The organism is Butyricicoccus pullicaecorum DSM 23266, assembly GCF_900167005.1.
In the GTDB taxonomy this organism is placed as follows: domain Bacteria; phylum Bacillota; class Clostridia; order Oscillospirales; family Butyricicoccaceae; genus Butyricicoccus; species Butyricicoccus pullicaecorum.
In genome coordinates this window covers 51,452-70,243 of record NZ_FUXW01000004.1, presented here as the reverse complement: position 1 = coordinate 70,243, position 18,792 = coordinate 51,452, and the positions used below count along the sequence as shown (strand labels likewise).

Annotated in this window: 21 protein-coding genes; 14 read left to right on the top strand and 7 right to left on the bottom strand. The window is 57.1% G+C overall.

Annotated elements, in window-relative coordinates:
• Positions 1–100 precede the first annotated feature (100 nt).
• Positions 101–1,045: a carbamate kinase gene (arcC, locus tag B5D52_RS09385; protein WP_016147119.1), complete on the top strand. Its 945-nt coding sequence runs from the start codon at positions 101–103 to the stop codon at positions 1,043–1,045.
• 259 nt (positions 1,046–1,304) lie between these two features.
• On the opposite strand, the gene B5D52_RS09380 is transcribed toward arcC, so the two are convergent.
• Positions 1,305–2,402, bottom strand: coding sequence for a suppressor of fused domain protein (locus tag B5D52_RS09380; protein ID WP_016147118.1), 1,098 nt, complete (start codon positions 2,400–2,402; stop codon positions 1,305–1,307).
• A 170-nt stretch (positions 2,403–2,572) separates the two neighbouring features.
• Here B5D52_RS09380 and B5D52_RS09375 point away from each other — a divergent pair, with 170 nt between their 5' ends.
• The 6 genes from B5D52_RS09375 (at position 2,573) to B5D52_RS09350 (ending at position 7,955) form a co-directional block, all read left to right on the top strand.
• Positions 2,573–2,890: a PadR family transcriptional regulator gene (locus B5D52_RS09375; RefSeq protein ID WP_016147117.1), complete on the top strand. Its 318-nt coding sequence runs from the start codon at positions 2,573–2,575 to the stop codon at positions 2,888–2,890.
• A complete protein-coding gene (locus B5D52_RS09370; protein ID WP_016147116.1) occupies positions 2,887–3,990 on the top strand; it encodes a DUF2812 domain-containing protein in 1,104 nt (367 codons plus the stop codon). Before B5D52_RS09375 ends, B5D52_RS09370 begins: the two co-directional genes overlap by 4 nt.
• Positions 3,991–4,010: 20 nt before the next feature.
• Positions 4,011–5,099 carry a DUF2812 domain-containing protein gene (locus tag B5D52_RS09365; RefSeq protein WP_016147115.1) on the top strand — a complete coding sequence of 363 codons (1,089 nt, stop codon included), beginning with the start codon at positions 4,011–4,013 and terminating at the stop codon, positions 5,097–5,099.
• Between the two features lie 19 nt (positions 5,100–5,118).
• Positions 5,119–5,799: a DUF2812 domain-containing protein gene (locus B5D52_RS09360; RefSeq protein WP_016147114.1), complete on the top strand. Its 681-nt coding sequence runs from the start codon at positions 5,119–5,121 to the stop codon at positions 5,797–5,799.
• Positions 5,800–5,850: 51 nt separating this feature from the next.
• Positions 5,851–6,996: a DUF2812 domain-containing protein gene (locus B5D52_RS09355; protein WP_016147113.1), complete on the top strand. Its 1,146-nt coding sequence runs from the start codon at positions 5,851–5,853 to the stop codon at positions 6,994–6,996.
• Positions 6,997–7,091: 95 nt separating this feature from the next.
• Positions 7,092–7,955, top strand: coding sequence for a hypothetical protein (locus tag B5D52_RS09350; protein WP_016147112.1), 864 nt, complete (start codon positions 7,092–7,094; stop codon positions 7,953–7,955).
• 50 nt (positions 7,956–8,005) lie between these two features.
• On the opposite strand, the gene B5D52_RS09345 is transcribed toward B5D52_RS09350, so the two are convergent.
• The 6 genes from B5D52_RS09345 to thiS all read right to left on the bottom strand — a co-directional run bounded on the left by B5D52_RS09345 (position 8,006) and on the right by thiS (position 12,221).
• Positions 8,006–8,596, bottom strand: coding sequence for a TetR/AcrR family transcriptional regulator C-terminal domain-containing protein (locus B5D52_RS09345; RefSeq protein WP_016147111.1), 591 nt, complete (start codon positions 8,594–8,596; stop codon positions 8,006–8,008).
• Positions 8,597–8,675: 79 nt separating this feature from the next.
• Entirely contained in the window at positions 8,676–9,257 is a 582-nt protein-coding gene (locus B5D52_RS09340; protein WP_016147110.1) for a thiamine phosphate synthase, read from the bottom strand.
• Entirely contained in the window at positions 9,244–10,395 is a 1,152-nt protein-coding gene (gene thiH / locus B5D52_RS09335; protein ID WP_016147109.1) for a 2-iminoacetate synthase ThiH, read from the bottom strand. Before thiH ends, B5D52_RS09340 begins: the two co-directional genes overlap by 14 nt.
• 18 nt (positions 10,396–10,413) lie before the next feature.
• Positions 10,414–11,193, bottom strand: a complete 780-nt coding sequence (locus B5D52_RS09330; RefSeq protein WP_016147108.1) for a thiazole synthase — start codon at positions 11,191–11,193, stop codon at positions 10,414–10,416.
• Between the two features lie 33 nt (positions 11,194–11,226).
• Positions 11,227–12,024, bottom strand: a complete 798-nt coding sequence (gene thiF / locus B5D52_RS09325) for a sulfur carrier protein ThiS adenylyltransferase ThiF (RefSeq protein ID WP_016147107.1) — start codon at positions 12,022–12,024, stop codon at positions 11,227–11,229.
• Positions 12,024–12,221 carry a sulfur carrier protein ThiS gene (thiS, locus tag B5D52_RS09320; RefSeq protein WP_016147106.1) on the bottom strand — a complete coding sequence of 66 codons (198 nt, stop codon included), beginning with the start codon at positions 12,219–12,221 and terminating at the stop codon, positions 12,024–12,026. Before thiS ends, thiF begins: the two co-directional genes overlap by 1 nt.
• Before the next feature lie 293 nt (positions 12,222–12,514).
• On the opposite strand from thiS, the gene pyrH reads away from it, so the two are divergent.
• Genes pyrH through ispG form a run of 7 tightly spaced genes read left to right on the top strand, consistent with a single transcriptional unit; the run spans position 12,515 to position 18,751 of the window.
• Positions 12,515–13,237, top strand: a complete 723-nt coding sequence (gene pyrH, locus B5D52_RS09315; protein ID WP_016147105.1) for a UMP kinase — start codon at positions 12,515–12,517, stop codon at positions 13,235–13,237.
• A complete protein-coding gene (gene frr / locus B5D52_RS09310; protein WP_016147104.1) occupies positions 13,238–13,795 on the top strand; it encodes a ribosome recycling factor in 558 nt (185 codons plus the stop codon).
• Between the two features lie 60 nt (positions 13,796–13,855).
• On the top strand, positions 13,856–14,614 hold the full coding sequence (locus B5D52_RS09305; RefSeq protein ID WP_016147103.1) for an isoprenyl transferase: 759 nt from the start codon (positions 13,856–13,858) through the stop codon (positions 14,612–14,614).
• A 3-nt stretch (positions 14,615–14,617) separates the two neighbouring features.
• The gene (locus tag B5D52_RS09300) at positions 14,618–15,448 is read left to right on the top strand and encodes a phosphatidate cytidylyltransferase (protein ID WP_016147102.1); all 831 of its coding nucleotides are present in this window, start codon (positions 14,618–14,620) and stop codon (positions 15,446–15,448) included.
• A 24-nt stretch (positions 15,449–15,472) separates the two neighbouring features.
• Positions 15,473–16,624, top strand: a complete 1,152-nt coding sequence (locus B5D52_RS09295; RefSeq protein WP_016147101.1) for a 1-deoxy-D-xylulose-5-phosphate reductoisomerase — start codon at positions 15,473–15,475, stop codon at positions 16,622–16,624.
• Between the two features lie 18 nt (positions 16,625–16,642).
• Positions 16,643–17,677 carry a M50 family metallopeptidase gene (locus B5D52_RS09290; protein WP_016147100.1) on the top strand — a complete coding sequence of 345 codons (1,035 nt, stop codon included), beginning with the start codon at positions 16,643–16,645 and terminating at the stop codon, positions 17,675–17,677.
• Positions 17,678–17,695: 18 nt separating this feature from the next.
• Positions 17,696–18,751 (top strand): flavodoxin-dependent (E)-4-hydroxy-3-methylbut-2-enyl-diphosphate synthase, encoded by a 1,056-nt coding sequence (gene ispG, locus B5D52_RS09285; RefSeq protein ID WP_016147099.1) that lies wholly within the window; start codon positions 17,696–17,698, stop codon positions 18,749–18,751.
• The last annotated feature ends 41 nt before the right edge of the window (positions 18,752–18,792 follow it).

Genomic DNA, 18,792 nt, shown 5'->3' with positions numbered 1-18,792 from the left:
GGGCCGAAAACCCCGCCGTTCCCCATTTCGGTCTGGAAAACGCCGAAAAAACTGAGAAAAAGAGAAAACAGAGAAAGCAGCATAAAAGGAGACGCCTTATATGGGAAAGAGAATCGTCATTGCGCTTGGCGGCAATGCGCTCGGCAACACGCTGACCGAGCAGATGGCAGCTGTTAAGCACACTGCAAAAGCGATCGTTGACCTGATTGCAGAGGGTCACGAAGTCATCATTTCGCACGGCAACGGCCCGCAGGTCGGCATGATCCACCACGCGGTCAACGAGCTGACCCGCGCAGTTGAGCAGGATTTCCCGATCATTCCGCTGTCGGTCTGCGTTGCGATGAGCCAGAGCTACATCGGTTATGACCTTCAGAACGCACTGCGCGAGGAACTGCTCGACCGCGGTATCCCCAAGCCGTGCGCAACCGTTATCACCCAGGTCGTTGTCGATCCGGAAGACCCGGCATTCCAGAATCCCAGCAAGCCGATCGGACGCTTTATGTCCAAGGAAGAGGCTGAGGCGCTGCGCGATGAGAAGGGCTACGAGATCATGGAAGATGCAGGCCGTGGCTGGCGTCGCGTCGTTGCAAGTCCCAAGCCGCGTGACATCGTCGAGATCGACACCGTCCGCGCTCTGTTCAATGCAGGCCAGGTCGTCATCGCTGGCGGCGGCGGCGGTATCCCGGTTGTACGTCAGGGCAATCACCTTAAGGGTGCAAGCGCAGTTATCGATAAGGACTTCGCAAGCTGCCTGATTGCACAGCAGGTTGACGCTGATGTGCTCATCATCCTGACTGCAGTCGAGAAGTGCGCAATCAACTTCGGTAAGCCCGATCAGAAGTGGCTGGATAACATCACCACCGACGAGGCAAGACAGTACTGCAAGGAAGGCCAGTTTGCACCGGGCTCCATGCTGCCTAAGGTTGAGGCTGCGATCAAGTTCGCAGAGTCCGCTCCTGGCCGTAAGGCACTGATCACGCTGCTCGAGAAGGCACGTGACGGCATCGACGGGAAGACCGGTACGGTCATCACCGTCGGCCACTAAGAGAAAAGGGAAACACAGAAAGTTTCGCCAGCCTTTTCAAAGGCTGCGGGTTCTCAGGGCAGCGCCCTGAGTCGCCATCCGCAGATGGCGAAATCCCCTTTTGATTCCGGTCAGAGACCGGAATCAACGAAACTCGCGTTTCAAGCGCGTCCGCAGACGCGCAACTCTCCTGGATTCCCGGCATCTGCTCCGGGAATCCATCAAAACATCAACACAAAAGGTCATGTCCGATTGGACATGACCTTCTTTTTTACCTGTATCAACTTAACAAATACGGATTTCTCGGCCGCTCAATGTCGGGCGCACAGGTGTTGAGCCGATAGGGGCAAAATACATGATCGACGTCGGCCATGCGCTCAACCAGCGCGTGTACACCATGCGCGAGCTTGAACTCCATTTCCTCCCGATACAGCGGGATGAGCTGCAAAAAACCAACCTTCTGCCCGTCGGCTAACGTGCATACCGTCGCACCGGTGGGCGCATCCTGCGGGCCGAGCAGTAAAAGACCGGACTGCTGGGTGTTGGCTGCAAACGGCTCGTAGCCGTCGGTCGCAAGCGAGTGCCCAAATCCCAACCATCCGTTATCCTGAAACGGCAGACGAGACAGAATCCAGAGCCAGCGCTGCGGCCAAAACCAAATTTCATCCATGCTGTCCACATTCCAGTCCCTCGGCAGCGTGATGGTCAGCTCTAATCGCTCGGGCGAGCGGTGAAGCTGCTCAGGCGGCAGATTCATCGGACAGGCACCCATGCCCAGCGTCGTGATCTGCCAGTAATCCCGCTCGGGCGTCGGCGCACACAGACAGAGATCGACGTGCAGGTCACGTGCGGACGGACTGGGAATGACCTTGGTGATCGGCCCGAAATATTGCTCGATGTGCGTGCGCACCGCGGCAAGATCGGGGGCAGGGTAGCGAATGGGCGGCAGCCGGTGGCGGCGATTGGCATGCTGATCGAAACTGTGCTTGCCGATTGTCTTGTTGGCGATGGTCTGTATCGGCTTTTGGTTGGTGTCCAGCTGACACAGCACCAGATATTCCCGCGCATCCGCGTCATCCGGCTGCAAATCCAGCACATGCGCGAAGTATGCCGCCGCTTTGGCGCGCTGGTTGCTGTAATAATACGCATACCCCACCCGAAAATGCCAGTTCGGGTCGGCTTGGCCTTCGTTTTTGGTGGCAAGCAGCAGCGTGAGCGCACGCTCATATTGTCCGAGGTTGTTGTATGCCCGCGCAAGCTGTCCGGTCAGCTCATAGCCGCGCTCGGCCGGGTCGATCGCTTCAATGGCCTCTACAATCTTCTGATATTGGCCTTGCACATGCCATTGCTCTAATTGCTCCATTGATGTACGCTTCATGTCAAAGCCTCCCTTTTCGACGGTCAAAAGCTTTGCACTCATTTTATCACGCTTACAAGAAGTTGTCACCGATTTGTGATTGACAAGTTAGAAAAAAATGGTATGATGAAGATACCAAATATATCGAGGCTCGATATAACGAGACTCGATAGAGTTAGGAGGTGGCCGATGTGGCACAGATCCCTATGACCGAGTCCATGTATTATCTGCTGCTAGCCCTGCTGCATCCCGGTCACGGATATCGACTCATGCAGGAGATCCGCGAAGTTTCGGGCGGACGAGTGCAGATGGGACCGGGAACGCTGTACGGACTGCTTGGCCGTATGTCGGACGACGGACTCATCGTCGTGCGCGAGCAGGTGGGCACGCGAAAGGTGTATGCCATCACCGAACAGGGAAAACAGGCATTGCAGGAAGAATATGAGCGACTATGCCGCATGACACAGGACATCCAGCCGTTCTTAGGGGAAGGAGGCAAGCTGTTATGAGAGCCATCCGTATGATTTCCACTGAAATTTATGAGCCGCGCGGGACCGAAGCGTACCTGGAAGAGATGGAGCGCAAGGGATACCATCTGGACGCGGCAGGCAAGCTCCTGTTTTACTTCAAGCGCACCGAACCACAGGATATGCGTTACCGGGTGGAGTACTGGCAGGACGAGTTGCCGGACGAACTGATCGCGCAGTACAAGGACTGCGGCTGGGAGTACGTCGCAGAGATCCCGCGCCACGTCTATATTTTCCGCGCACCAGCTGGCACACCGCTGCCCGAACCATATGACTGGGAACAGCGCCGCGATCAATATCGCCGGTATATGCGCACGGCAGTATGGCTCAATCTAGTGCTGGCCGTCGTTGTGCTTGCCGTTATCACCGGACTGTGTATATGGGCTGGCATAGAGGCTTATTTTGACCCAAAAGGCAGCTGGTGGCTGACCATTACCACGGCCGCCCTGATTCTTGCATGCGTGTACACCGTTTTTCAGGTCGTTCACGCAAGACGGTACTGGAAGAACATGGGAAAAACCGAACATACCAACAGTCGCCGCTTGTACCGCATGGGATGTTGGCTTGCGATTTTGGGTGTCGTAGTGTATTTGGGTGCATTGGGCGCACAGTTTGCAAATTTGTTCTGGCAATCGGTTCATGACCCGGCAAACTTTGTCCCGCTCACGCAGATGAGCGAACAGCTGGACGCAAAAGATTTGCCCTATTTCACATTGGAAGACCTCGGCAGACCGGACGGCGAGACTTGGGAGCAGCTGAGCGGTGTGTACCTGCACCAGCCGCTCACCCGTACGCAATATAGCTGGTATACCATGACGCCCTATGCCAATGAGGAACAGCGGCTCAGGCTGGATTATTATGAGGTGTCACTGCCGCTGCTCGACCGTGCGTTGTTGGCGTCTATCCGGTCGGATGATATGGAACGGACCGAAACCGACCGCTTTGATACCCTGTACCGCGATGCGGAAGAAAACTATCTGCGCATGACGGCACGACTGGGACGGAAGGTCATCGACATGAGTTATACCGGAAACAACCCGGACAAGGCCGAAGCCTTATTTTACGAGACCTTTGGACGCTGACCGATAAGGGGGCGAAGATCATGTTGACCAAACGAATCATTTCCAATGAGATTTACGACCCGTGCGGTGCGGAAACCTATTTTGAAGAGATGGAGCGCAAAGGCTTGCGCCTGCAATACGCAGGCTGGCGGCTGCTCACGTTCGAGAGAGGCGAGCCGCGCGAGATGCGCTACCGCATTGCGTATTGGAAAGACGAGCTGCCCGAAGATTTGGTTACGCTGTATGCCGACTGCGGCTGGGAGTACGTCACGATGGTCAAGTGCAGTGCTCATGTCTTCCGCGCACCGGCCAGCACCGACGTACCCGAACTGCATACCGATGGCGAGATCGAAGCCCAGCACTATCGGTGCATCCGCCGCACCATGATTAGAACTGCACGGATGAATATCTTGCTGCTGGCATTCGCATTCGGAGCATTATGGCGAATCATCGGCATTCTGTTTATGCCCCGATACCGGTGGATGCTGGTAGAGATGGTGATGCTGGTACTGCTTACCGGGTACAGCGTATTTCAGTCGTTCCGTGCGTGGCAGTATTGGAAAAATCTGCGCCGGGGCAGAGCCAAACGGCGCAGCAGCACCATGTACCGAGTGGGCAGCTGGATGGAACGCGCAGCTTGGCTGATTGTCATTGGCGCACAGGTGATCAATCTGGCGGGAATCGTGCACTACAAGCCAGAAAATCAGGTGTGGGTACCAACCACACAAATGGCCGCACAGGTGGATGCATACGACCTGCCTTATTTTACCTTGCAGGATATTGAGCCGGACGGTGCAGCCGATGGGCAGAGCACGGGCGATATTTATACGCATGAACCGCTCAGTCGCGTGCTGTATCTCTGGGAGAGTGATGCACCGGACGGCGCACGACTGGAGTTATCTTACTATGACGCTCGGATTCCGGTCACGGCGCCGGCACTGGCAAAATCAATTCGTGTGGACGAGTCCAAGCCCGTCCAGACCGACGCATTTGATGTCCTGTATCGTTACCAGAGAGCTGAAACACTCTTTCTGACCGCATGTCAGGGACGGGTGGTTGTGGATATGACATACTGGGGAGAGCACCCGGATAAGGCCGAAGCATTATTTTACGAGACCTTTGGACGCTGACCGAGAGGGGAGAGCGAACATGTTGATTCGAAAACTGATTTCAACCGAAATATGGGAGCCGCGTGGCCTGGAAGCCTACCTGACCGAGATGGAAGCCGACGGCTTGCGTCTTACCAAGGCGACCGGCTGGTTTCTGTATTTTGAGCAGGCAGAGCCGCGGCGCATGCGCTATCGCGTGGAATACATCCGGCATCCGGACGAGGAACTGCTGGCACTGTACGACGATTGTGGTTGGGAGTATGTGACCGAGACCAACCGAGAAGTGCAGATTTTCCGTGCACCCGAGGATACGGATATCCCGGAAATTCATACCGATGCCGAGAGCGAGGCCAATATGTACCGGCATGTGAAGCAAGCGGCGCGGAACTCCTTTTTGATGGCGGCGCTATTGTCCATATTTTTGGGATGGATGCTGGACTGGTTCGGCCTGGAGGCCATGTCTATGCCCGATCTCGCGTGGCGCGTGGTGGGTTTCACCGTGCTGACCGTGCTTGTCGTTTGCGGTGCAATCGTGCGCTATGAGTCGACCTGCCGGTATCTGCGCATGCTGGGACGCGGAGAGAAAGCCCCGGCCAGCAGCCGCCGGTATCGACTGGGCATCCGCGCACAGTATCTTGTCTTTGCCAGCTTTATTCTGTATTGCATTCTTGTATTGCAGCCGCTGGTGCAGTCGTTTATAGACCTCGCGTCCTATTTATAAAACACCTGCCGCCGAGCGGGCTTTGACACCTTGGAAAAGAGGGGATGACAGATGAAACGAACCATACGGCCGCTGTATTTTGACAGCATTCGGCCCGGTGCACTGGAAGGGTATCTGGAGTACATGGCCCAGCGCGGCTGGCGGCTGCGCAAAATCTGCTGCGGCTTTGGACTGTTTGACGCGGCAGCGCCGCAAAATACCCGTTACCGGGTGGAGAACGTGCAGAGTGAGCAGGAAGAGATTGACGACCTGACTTATATGCAGAAAGACTTCTATCAGGAATGTGGTTGGGAGTACCTGCACTGCATGGCGCCGGGACAGTATCTGTTTCGTGCGGATGACCCGGACGTACCCGAATTTCATACCGATCACGAGATTGAGGCCGACACCTATCGGGAGATGCTGCGGCGGGAAAAACGCTGGCTACGCATCAATACGGTGATTATGGTTGCGTGGCTAGCGATGATTCTAGCCATTATGGGCTATGAATGCAATCGCTATGGCTTTTGGGGCAGTTGGATTCGACTGGCACAGGGACGCGTGAGTGCGACATTATGGATCTTGACCTTTGCAATCTGCCTGATTCAACTCATTCTGCGCGGCAGGCGAATTGCACGTCTGAGTCGTCTGATTGCGGACGGACGGCTGGAACAGGAGCGAACGGGATGGCGTGCGCCGCGCCGGCGCCGGATTGCCGGCGTGACAGCGTGGTGCCTGTGCGTCATTTTGCTGTTTGCAGGGGCTTGGTGGATGGATGAAAATTCCGAACGCCTTGTGCGAGAGTCTGGTCTTCCCATTGTGTACCTGGCTGAAATTGAAGGGCAGGAAGTAGACACATCCGAATGGGTATACTTTCCGATTGGCTTTACCCGTCGGTATTATAATCAGCGTGAGACTATTGAGCAGGGAGAAGATGAACTGGATATCCTGCTGGCGGTAGAATACTACGAGCTGTATGACTGGATGCCCGCCGAAGCGGTCACCGAAGCGATTGCAGACCAGACTATCGGTCTGAACGCCGATGAGGATATGCAGGAAAATCCGCAGTTCGACCAGTTCTATTGCGATCAGATGGGAGAGGGAGACTATGTCGCGCTGATCGCGCGCCGGGGCAATCGGGTGATGAGTCTGCTGTGTATCGGCGGCGACCGTGAGCGTGCCATTGATCTTGTCACGGTGCGCCTGAACAAGGATTGAAAATTTCTGGACATAAGGCGGTTTTTGTCCCTTTGCACGCGCCTCGTTTCGCGGTACAATAAGGAAAAGACTACAAACAGAGAGGAGCGGGCGAGATGCAGAATCTGTCGGTCAAACGCATGCTGGCGCTGTCGGTTGTCGGACGTGCCATCCGGGAAATCGAAACCGATCCCAAGCGCGGCTTGCGCCGGATGATCGATCTGGGACGTGATATGTCACACAGCGACACCCGTCAGATGATTTTTTCTCTGGTACAGGATATGCTCAAAAAGCCGGATAGTCCGTGTTATGATCTGCTGTCCCGTGCGGTGCGTGAAATCGACCGCCAGACTTTGCAGAAGTTCAGCGTTGCACTGGGTTGGGATTGCTGGACGGTGGGCGTGCAGACGCTGCGCGCAAATGAAGAACCCCTTCTGTGGGCCATACGCTTGACGCTGGACGGCTCAGACGATCTGCGTGCCTTGCGGGAACAATGGAAAGCCATGCGGCGCAAGGGTGTGCGCATGCTGATTGGAGACGTCAAGAACCTGGCCGGATTCCAGCAGGCGCTGGTGCTGACGATCGGGGTCAGCGACGGTGCGTTCCTGTTTTATGTACCGCCCGGATTGCTGACTCCTGCGGTCGTCCCGGCGCTGGCCGACTGCAATACGCTTGCCATCGCGGTCGAGGACGGACAGCCCAAAACACAGACCGCGCTGGACTTGCTGCGGCAGCACAAGTGCCTGTACGGTGTATACCGCCGCTGTCCGTTGGATGAGACGGTGAGCCATGCGCGTGCATGGCTGGATGGACTGACCGACGCACACGGCTATTTTGCCATCTTACGGGAAGAGCACTGCGGACAGGCAGAGGAAATTGCAGAGATGATCGGTCACATGCGTATGGATCAGCAATTCCGATTGATTCCGATTGCAGCGCAGGCTGATTTCCGGATGATTCAGCAAAAAATCTTTTCCTGAGCATACAAAAAGGCCACTCCGGTTGGAGTGGCCTGATTTTTTTGCCCAAATCAGTGATTTTCGGTTGGCGCAGACAGATTGCCTGTATCGGGTGCGGCTGCATCGAAATCGAGCAGAATTCGGCGGGACAGATCGATCAAAAGCTGCTTTAAGTTGGACAGATACTGCTCGGGCGGCATGGTGTCCGAGTGACTGAGCCAGCGCACGAGCGAAGCCAGAAAGGCATCGGTCAGGAAAATCTGGGAAAACTCGGAATCATTTTCGTTGTGCAGCACCATGGTCAGAAAGCTCTGGATAAACGGCTCCATGACCTCGGAAAAATACTCGCGAAAGGAATTTTGACCGTAAATGTTCATGGCATTGCGGTAAAAGACCCGTTCCCGGTAAAAATACGCACAGATATCCTCGAGAAACTCCCATGCGTTCTGATAATCGTCGGTTTGGACTTCATTGATGAATTCTGAGTAAAAAATCCAGTTTACCAGATCGTACTTGTCTTTAAAATGATAATAGAAGCTCTTGCGGCTCATGCCGCAGGCCGTGCAGATATCGCCGACGCTGATCTTGGCAAACGGCGTGCGGGACATCAGTGTCTTGAGCGCCTGCGCCAGCGCACGCTTGGTGATGTTGGAATCGGGCAAGGGTCGGCCTCCTTTCGCTGTCCTGCGTGGGTAAATTCCGGTCAGGACTATTATACGATAAGGAAGGGCACTTTTGCAATCAAATGTTCCAGTCAGACAGTCGATTCATAACGCCCGACATGACGGCAACGCCTGACGCACCGGCGGCCAGGCAGTCGGGCGCGTTCTGCGGGGTGATACCGCCGATGGCATAGACCGGGACGGACACTGCATCGCAGACTGCACGCAGAAAATCCAGACCGCGTGCCGGGACACCTTTTTTGCAGTCGGTCAGAAAGACATGACCGGCGGTCAGATAGGTTGCACCCAGCTGAACCGCCTCTTTTGCCTCGTCTGTGCTGTGCACCGATACCCCGACCGTCTCGAATCCCTGTGCCGCCTGTGGGTGTTCGCGCAGATAGGGCAGGGGCAGATGAATGCGTGGACAGCCCAACGCACGAGCGACCGCGTCAAAACGGTGCAGCATGCACGGGACACTGTGCGCGTCGCAGATGCGCAGCACATCACCTGCCAATACACGATAGGCACTTTCGTCCAAATCCTTTTCGCGCAGGACAAGACCTGCCGGATGCGCAGCGGCAATGTGTTCGATCTGGGCCAGAAAATCGCCCTGACATAGTTTGCGGTTCGTGACCGCGAGCACACGATCAAACATAGACATAATCGGTAAAGACCGGCTGCAAGCCGCGACCGCGAATCATGTTGCGCACCTCGTCGACCGACCGCGGGTCAGAAATTTCGAACTGCTCGTCGCCCTTGGCTTCCTCCTCGTGACCGCCGACGCCGACCTTGACACCGGCAGAAATCTTGGTTGCCGCCATGCCGATGATGTGATCGCGGAATCCAGCGCGCTCGCGGGTGGAAATGGTGATACCAGCGCAGGGCATGAACAGACGGTAGGCGAGCAGCACCTGCAAGAGCTGGGTCTCGTGTACATCGTGCGGGTTGACTGTTGCGTCGTTGATGATCGGACGCAGACGCGGGCAGGAGAAGGAGATCTCCGCGTGCGGATACCGACGCTGGATGTAGTAGGCGTGCAGACCGGTGGCGAGTGCGTCTTTTCGGAAGTCATCCAGACCGAGCAGCGCACCGAAGCCAACGCCGCGCATACCGCCCATGAGAGCGCGTTCCTGTGCGTTGAAGCGGTAGGGGAAAGAGCGCTTGGGACCGGACAGATGCTGTGTCTCGTACTTATCCGGGTTGTAGGTCTCCTGATAGACCGATACAAAGTCCGCGCCGCACTGCTGCAAATAGCGGTACTCGTCCGAGTTGAGCGGATAAATCTCGATGCCGATGGTGGAGAAGTAGCGGCGGGCGATCTTGACCGCCTCGCCAATGTAGTCGACCGGCGACATGCCGCGTGATTCACCGGTCAGCAGCAAAATCTCTTTTAAACCGGTGTTTGCGATGGCCTGCATTTCGCGTTCGATCTCTTCTAGGGTCAGTTTGCCGCGGTGAATGCGGTTTTTGCAGTTGAATCCGCAGTACACGCACTCATTTTCACAGTAATTTGCAATGTAGAGCGGGGTAAACATGCAGATAGTATTGCCAAAGCGGGCGCGAGTCTCCTGGGTTGCGCGGGCGGCCATTTCCTCGAGGAAGGGCTGCGCGGCAGGGGAGAGCAGGACGGCGAAAGCTGCCGGGTCGATGACGCGCTGGCTGAGTGCCGCGCGCACGTCCTGTGCTGTGTATTGGTTGTAGTCATAGGCGCGGACGGCCGACAGCACCTCGTCCATCACCGGAGAGTCGATCTGCTCCATGTCGGGCAGATAGGACATGTGGTCAAAAACTTTTCTCATCGTCGATTCCCTCCGCCTTTAGTCTCGCAGGAAGCCGGTGAGCGGACTGGAAGCCGAGCCGCCGCGCTCGAGCACACGACCCAAACCGGACAGATAAGCCGCACGGCCAGCCTCAATGGCCTGACCGAACGCGCGTGCCATACCGGCAACATCACCTGCGGTGGCAATCGCAGTATTGGCCATGACTGCGGCGCAGCCCATTTCCATGGCCTCGCATGCTTGGCTCGGCTTGCCGATGCCAGCGTCCACGATGATGGGCAGGTCAATCTCGTCGACCAGAATCTGGATAAACTCCTTGGTGCACAGACCCTTGTTGGAGCCGATGGGGGCAGCGAGCGGCATGATGGCTGCCGCACCAGCGTTTTGCAGATCACGGGCGACGTTCAGGTCGGGATACATGTAGGGCATTACGATAAACCCTTCCTTGGCCAGCTGTTCGGTGGCGCGGATGGTCTCGGTGTTGTCGGGCAGCAGATACTTGGAATCGCGGATGACCTCGATCTTGATGAAGTCGCCGCAGCCGATCTCGCGTGCCAGACGGGCGATGCGGACGGCCTCGTCGGCGTTGCGCGCGCCCGAGGTATTGGGCAGCAGGGTCACACCCTTGGGAATGTACTCGAGGATGTTCTCACCGCCTGCCTGATTGGCACGGCGCAGCGCGAGGGTGACGATCTGCGCACCGCTGTTTTCCACGACGACCGGGGTGAAGTCCATAGAGATCTTGCCCGAACCGATGATAAAACGGGAGGTAAAGGTGTGACCACCCAGGGTGAAGGGATCATTGCTTGCATTATACATGGTAAAAGACTCCTTTTGATGAAAAATGGAAGATCAGGGCATATCCAGCCCCAGAATCAGACGTAAAATCATGTTTGCCTGGTGACCGGCACAGACCGAGACACGCGGTGCCATCAGTCCATAGCCGGGACAGGCAGCGGTTTGACCGTCTCCGCACAGGTAGAGCCGGTCGGTGATACGGCGGGTGCGAATGTCGTTGCACGAGTCATAACCCGCCATGCCGCTGGCTGCGACGACGATGCTGTTTGGACAGTGGGACAGGACTGCGTCGATCAGCGTGGCCTTGGCATCGGGTGCGTCGAAGGCCTCACAGACGAAGGGATCATCCGCAAACAGTGCGGCGGCATTGTCGGCTGTCACACGCACGCAGTCGGTCGTAATGGTCAGATAAGGGTTCACGTCGGCCAGCTGCGCGGCAAGCGCCTGGGTTTTGGGTTTGCCCAGATCGCGAATGCGGTAGCACTGACGGTTTAAGTTGCTGGGTTCGACCGTGTCAAAATCGACTAGGTGCAGGTGCCCAACACCGGTACGCGCCAGCGCGAAGGCAATATGCGACCCCAGACCGCCCAGACCGGCAATTGCCACGCGAGCATGCTTGACTTTTTGGAACACACCCGGACTGTGACGGGCAGCCATCATGGCTTCCAGCACATCTTGCGGCGGAAAAACACCTTTTTCGATCACGGTCACACAGTCACCGTCGGCTAAGGGCAGATCGTCACCGGTCTGAAAGCCGTTGAGAATGACCACACGGCCTGTATGGTCGGGAATGAGTGCGTGCAGCGAGCGGGTATCCGTGTGTACGGTCTTGCCGTTTACCGTAATGGTCATCAGCCGCCACCGACAAACTGTACGATTTCGACCACATCGCCGTCCTGCAAGACCGTGGTATCGTACTGCGCGCGCGGCACGATCACACCGTCTTTCTCGACCGCGAGAAAGGCAGGCTGGTAGCCGGCCTGTGCCAGATAGGCTGCGACTGTCAGCCCAGCCGCATCCGGGGTCGGCTTTCCGTTGATTTGCACCATAGAAACGTCCTCCTTTGAAGCTCAAAATGCATGGAAAACACAAAAAAGGCCGCACGAAAGTTCACACCCGAGGTGGTGTGCCCCTTCGTACGGCCTTGTGATGTCCGAACGACAAATGCAGTATAACGCTAAAGCACGAAAGTGTCAAGAAAAATTTTCTTGCGCTTTGTGCCGGGTACGGCACGTGCAACTGTTTCAAAAGTGTGAAAACTATCGTGCGGCATGTTGCAAAAGCGGACATAATCATGTAAAATAAACTCACAATCGTTTGTATCTCAACAGGAGGAAAGAACATGGATACTCCCAAGTATAAACGCGTCCTCGTCAAGATCAGCGGGGAAGCGCTTGCCGGTGACAAGCACTTCGGCCTGAATTTTGACGTGATCGGCCCGGTTTGTGACGTAATCAAGCGCTGCGCAGACATTGGCTGCGAGGTCGGCATTGTTGTCGGCGGCGGCAATTTCTGGCGTGGTGTTAAGGATGGCGGCGGACGCATGGAGCGTACCCGCGCCGACCATATGGGTATGCTGGCAACCACCATCAATGCACTGGCACTGTCGGACGCACTCGAGCAGCGCGGCTGCGAGGTGCGCGTACAGACTGCAATCGCGATGGATCAGATTGCCGAGCCCTACATCCGCAACAAGGCAACCCGCCACCTGTCCAAGGGTCGCGTTGTCATCTTCGGCTGCGGCACGGGCAACCCCTACTTCTCGACCGATACCGCAGCAGCGCTGCGTGCGGCAGAGATCGGCGCAGAAGTCATTCTTTTGGCGAAGAACATTGACGGCGTATACGATTCCGACCCGGCAAAGAACCCGGATGCGAAGAAATACGACCGTTTGACCTACATGGATGTACTCAATCAGGGCCTCGGCGTTATGGATACCACCGCGACCTCGCTGTCCATGGATAACCATATCCCGATTCTGGTCTTTGCTCTGTCCGACCCTGAGAATATTTACCGCGCCGTGACCGGTGAACAGATCGGCACGCTTGTCAAGGAGGAACTGTAAATGATGAAGGAAATTATCAAGCAGCACGAAGAGAAGATGGGCAAGACCATCGACGTTCTGGTCAAGGAACTGGCAGCCATCCGCGCAGGCCGTGCAAACCCGGGCGTACTCAACAAGCTGACCGTTGAGTATTACGGCGCACCCACTCCGCTGCCGCAGGTTGCAGCAGTTTCTTCTCCCGATCCGCGCACGCTGCAGATCCAGCCTTGGGATGCCTCCATCCTGCGCCAGATTGAGAAGGCAATCCAGACTTCTGACCTGGGTCTCAACCCGCAGAACGACGGCAAGTGCATCCGTCTGTCCTTCCCGCCGCTGACCGAGGAGCGTCGTAAGGAGCTCATCAAGCAGTGTTCCAAGATCGGTGAGGACTCCAAGGTAGCAATCCGTAACATCCGCCGCGATGCGATGGACAAGTTCAAGGATCTCAAGAAGAAGAGCGAGATGACCGAGGACGAGGTCAAGGACGCAGAGCAGCAGATGCAGAAGATCACCGACAAGTATGTTAAGGAGATCGACGGCATTGTTGCAAAGAAGGGCAAGGAGCTTGCCGAGGTCTAATGCAAAGACAAAGATTAGGGGGCGGCAGGGGAATGCCGCCCTTTTCACTGAGGTGTGACTATGGGGATTTTTGACCGCCTGAAGGGCAAAAAACCGCAGGCGACGGGGAAAAACATGCCGGTACCGCGGCATATTGCGGTGATTATGGACGGAAATGGCCGATGGGCGAAAAAGCGCGGTCTGCCCAGAAAGGCTGGCCACAAGGTCGGCGCGGAGACCTTCCGCACGATTGCGACCTATTGCAAGGACATCGGCGTACAGTATTTTACCGTCTATGCCTTTTCGACCGAGAACTGGAAGCGTCCGCAGGACGAGGTAGACGCGCTCATGAATCTGTTCCGCACCTACCTGCGCGAAGCGGCTGAGACCATGGTCGCACGCGGTGTCGCCGTGCGCGTGCTCGGTGACCTGTCGGTGCTGCCCGAGGACATTCGCAGACAGATCGACGAAGTGCATGCACTGGCCGATACGCTGGGCGAAAATGCGGCGACTGCGTCGCTGTGCATCAACTACGGTGGACGCGATGAGATCAAGAACGCCGTGCGTGCACTGGCAAAACAGGTGCAGGACGGAACGCTCAAACCCGAGGATATCACCGAGGACAGCATTTCTCAGAACCTGTATACCGCACATATGCCCGACCCCGATCTGATCATTCGTCCGTCGGGCGAGATTCGCACCTCCAACTTCCTGCTGTGGCAGTCGGCTTACAGCGAGTATTACTTTACCGACGTGCTGTGGCCGGACTTCTCGACCCAGGATATGGATGCCGCGATCGCGGACTTTAACCGCCGTTCGCGCAGATTTGGAGGTGTTTGACCCATGAAAGCAAGAGTTTTGTTTGGCGTCATCGGTTTTATTTTCGTGCTGTTGGCGCTCTATGTTCTGCCGCCCATCGTGTTGGGACTGGCGATTACCGCACTGTGCGTGCTGGCCGCGTATGAGGTCATGCACCCGACCGGACTGGTAAAAGACCGCTGGATGCTGCGGGCGAGCATGCTGGCAGCGGCGATCTACGCGCTGGGCACCTGTGTGCCGAATCCGCTTTTTGTCGTGCCCAGTGGACTGCTTTTGCATGTTGTCGCACTGTTTTTGCTGGTTGCGCTCTTTGCCTGCCTGCTCAGACGGCATGATTCGGTGCATGCAAACGAGGTTATGGCCGGATTTTTCGGCGGTTTGATTCTGCCGTACTTCCTGCTCTCGCTGTGGCGTATCTTCGCCATGGAGGGCGGCCAGTTTCTGGTATTGCTGCCGCTCGTTGCGGCTTGGGGATCGGATACCTGCGCACTGTTTGCAGGTATGGCCTTCGGCAAGCACAAACTCGCGCCGGTGGTCAGCCCCAAAAAGACCGTTGAGGGCGCGATCGGCGGTGTCGTCGGCGCAACTGCGCTGATGATGCTGGTCGTATTCCTCATGAACCGCTATACCAGTTTGGACATTCATTATGCCGGTGCGGCTGTTATGGGAGCTGCGGGCGCGGTCATCGGACAGGTCGGTGACCTGTCGTTCTCGATCATCAAGCGCCAGACCGGCATCAAGGACTATGGACATATTTTTCCGGGTCATGGCGGCGTGCTCGACCGCTTTGACAGCGTGATTTTTGTCGCGCCGGTCGTCGAGCTCGTCCTGCGTGTTCTTGGCCCGACCGTGTAATATTGCGGAGGAAATTGTGATACAATGAAAAAGCATCTATCTATTTTGGGTGCGACCGGCTCGATCGGCACACAGACCATTGATATTTTGTCCTCGATCGATGCCGAGGTGGTCGCACTGACCACCAATCGGAATATCAAGCTGCTCGAACAGCAGGCGCGCGCACTGCATCCCAAGCTGTGCGTTGCGTTTGACGAGACCGCCGCACGCGATCTCAAAATCGCCCTTGCCGACACCGATATTACGGTCATGAGCGGCATGGACGGTCTGGTCGCAGCGGCGACCCATCCGGACTGCGATACGGTTGTGACCGCGGTGGTCGGCATGGTTGGACTGCTGCCCACGCTGGCCGCTGTCGACGCCGGCAAAGACATTGCACTTGCCAACAAGGAGACGCTGGTCTGCGCGGGCGGATTGGTCATGGAGGCGGCACGCAAAAAGGGCGTGCACATCCTGCCGGTAGACTCCGAGCACTCGGCCATCTTCCAGTGCGTGCAGGCATGTCAGGGCAATCCGCTCGACAAGATCATTCTGACCGCTTCGGGCGGCCCGTTCTTTGGCAAGACCGCGGAGGAACTGCGCACGGTCACCCGGGAACAGGCGCTCAAGCACCCCAACTGGTCGATGGGCGCTAAGATCACGACCGACTCGGCGACCATGATGAACAAGGGGCTGGAGCTGATCGAGGCCATGTGGCTGTACGATCTGCCGCAGGAGAAGATCGAGATTGTCGTGCATCGCGAGTCCATCATTCACTCGCTCATCGAGTTTGCCGACGGTGCAGTGCTCGCGCAGCTCGGCGTACCCGATATGCGCCTGCCCATTCAGTACGCGCTGACCTACCCGGCACGTGTGCCCTGCAAGGTACCGCGTTTGTCGCTCGCCGAAGTGGGCAAGATGACCTTCTATCCGCCCGATGACAAGGCCTTCCCGGCCATGAATCTGGCGCGTCAGGCGGCATCGCGCAAGGGCAACGCGGGCGCAGTCCTGAATGGAGCCAACGAGGCGGCAGTCGGCCTGTTTTTGAGCGATAAACTGCCGTTCTGGCGCATTCCGGAGCTGGTTGCACAGACCATGGAGCGCATTCCCTTTGTAAACGACCCCACCCTGGACGATATCCTGACGAGCGACCGCGAGGCGCGGGAAGCCGTGCTGTCGCTTGTCGGAGCCGAATGAGGTGAAAGAAAAATTTCTATGCTGGCAAACATTTTTTGGATCGTGATTGCCCTGCTGGGCTTTGGCCTGCTCATCATGGCGCATGAGTTCGGCCACTGCATCGCGGCTAAGCGCGGCGGTGTACAGGTCGACGAGTTTTGGATCGGTATGGGCCCCAAACTGCTGCAAAAGCAGGTCGGAGAGACGACCTATTGCCTGTGCCTGCTGCCGATCGGCGGCGCGTGCGTGATGAGCGGCGAAGATCAGGAGTCTGACAACCCGCGTGCATTCGGCAATGCCAAGTGGCTGACCCGCTTTATCATTCTGGTTGCAGGCGTGGTGATGAATTTCATTCTGGGCTTTGTCATCCTGCTGTGTCTGTCGTGGAACATCCAGCAGGAGGCCGTGCCGGTTATTGCGCAGTTCGCCGAGGGCTTTTCGTCACAGGGCGAGCAAGGACTGATGGAAGGCGACCGCATCCTGAAAATTGACGGATACCGCATTTTTACCGGCAGTGACGTGTCCGAGGGCTTGCGCCGCGGCGCGTCCGACGGAAAATTCGACTTTGTACTGGAACGTGACGGACAGAAAATTCAGGTAAACGGTGTAGAACTGGCCAATGACTTGGATTTGGGCGACGGCCGAAAGGGCTACGGTCTGTACTTTGAGGTCGAGGATTTGACGCTGACGGGTCATCTGCGCTATGCACTGGTGCTGGCAGTCAATGACATCCGTATGGTCTGGCATAGCCTGGGCGACCTCATCACGGGCGCTGTCGGTGTCGACCAGCTTTCCGGCCCGGTGGGCGTGGTTGCGGTCACTGCACAGACCGCGCAGGCCGGTGCACTGCCGTTCTGGTCGCTTCTGGCCTTTATCTCCATTAACCTTGGCGTCATGAACCTCTTACCCATCCCCGGACTGGATGGCGGACGCATTCTGTTCCTTCTTGTGGAGGGGATCAGACGCAAGCCGCTCGACCGAAAGCTCGAGGGATATGTCAACCTTGCGGGCCTGTGCGCCCTGTTCGCGCTCATTTTGTACGTCACCGGACAGGACATCATGCGCCTGCTCTAACGGGAGGAATACAGAAAAATGGCACAAAAGACAAGACAGATTCACGTCGGCCCGGTCGCGGTCGGCGGCGGAGCCAAGATTGCGGTGCAGTCCATGACCAATACCGACACGCGGGACGCAGCGGCGACGCTTGCGCAGATTCGTGCGCTGGCCGATGCCGGATGCGAGATCGTTCGATGCGCCGTGCCCGACATGGACGCAGCGCGCGCACTCGCGGACATCTGTGAAGGCTCTCCCATTCCGGTCGTCGCGGACATTCATTTTGACTATCGCCTTGCCATCGAGTCCATCGCGGCAGGCGTGCATAAAATTCGCTTAAACCCGGGCAATATCGGCTCGGATGATCGCGTCAAGGCGGTCGTGCAGGCCGCCCGTGCGCGGAATATTCCCATCCGCATCGGCGTCAACTCCGGTTCGGTGGAAAAAAGTATTCTGGCAAAGTACGGTGCCCCGACACCCGAGGCACTGGTTGAGAGCGCACTTTATCATGCCTCTCTGCTGGAAAAGTTCGACTTTTACGACATCTGCCTGTCCATGAAGTCGTCGTCTGTGCCGTATACCATGCGTGCTTATCAGCTCGCCCACGAGCAGACCGACTATCCGCTCCATCTGGGCGTGACCGAGGCAGGCACCGAGTACATGGGTACGATCAAGTCGGCGGCTGGCATCGGCGGTCTGCTGGCACTGGGCATCGGTGACACCATCCGCGTGTCGCTGACCGATGACCCGGTCAAGGAGATTTACGCCGCACAGGCCATTTTGAAGGCGGTCGGCTTGAACGATGACGGTGTGAACGTGGTCTCGTGTCCGACTTGCGGACGCACGAGAATTGACCTCATCGGCATTGCCAAGGAGGTCGAGCAGCGCGTCGCAGGCATTCACGGTAAGAAACTCAAGGTTGCAGTCATGGGCTGCGCAGTCAACGGCCCGGGCGAGGCGCGAGAGGCCGATCTCGGCATCGCGGGCGGCGACGGCGTGGGACTGATCTTCCGCAAGGGCGAGATTTTGCGCCGTGTTCCGCAGGAAGAGCTTGTGGACGCACTCATGGACGAAATCGCAAAGTACGAAGCATAAGAAATCACGACGGTGGGGCGGCTGACAGCGGCCCCATCCGG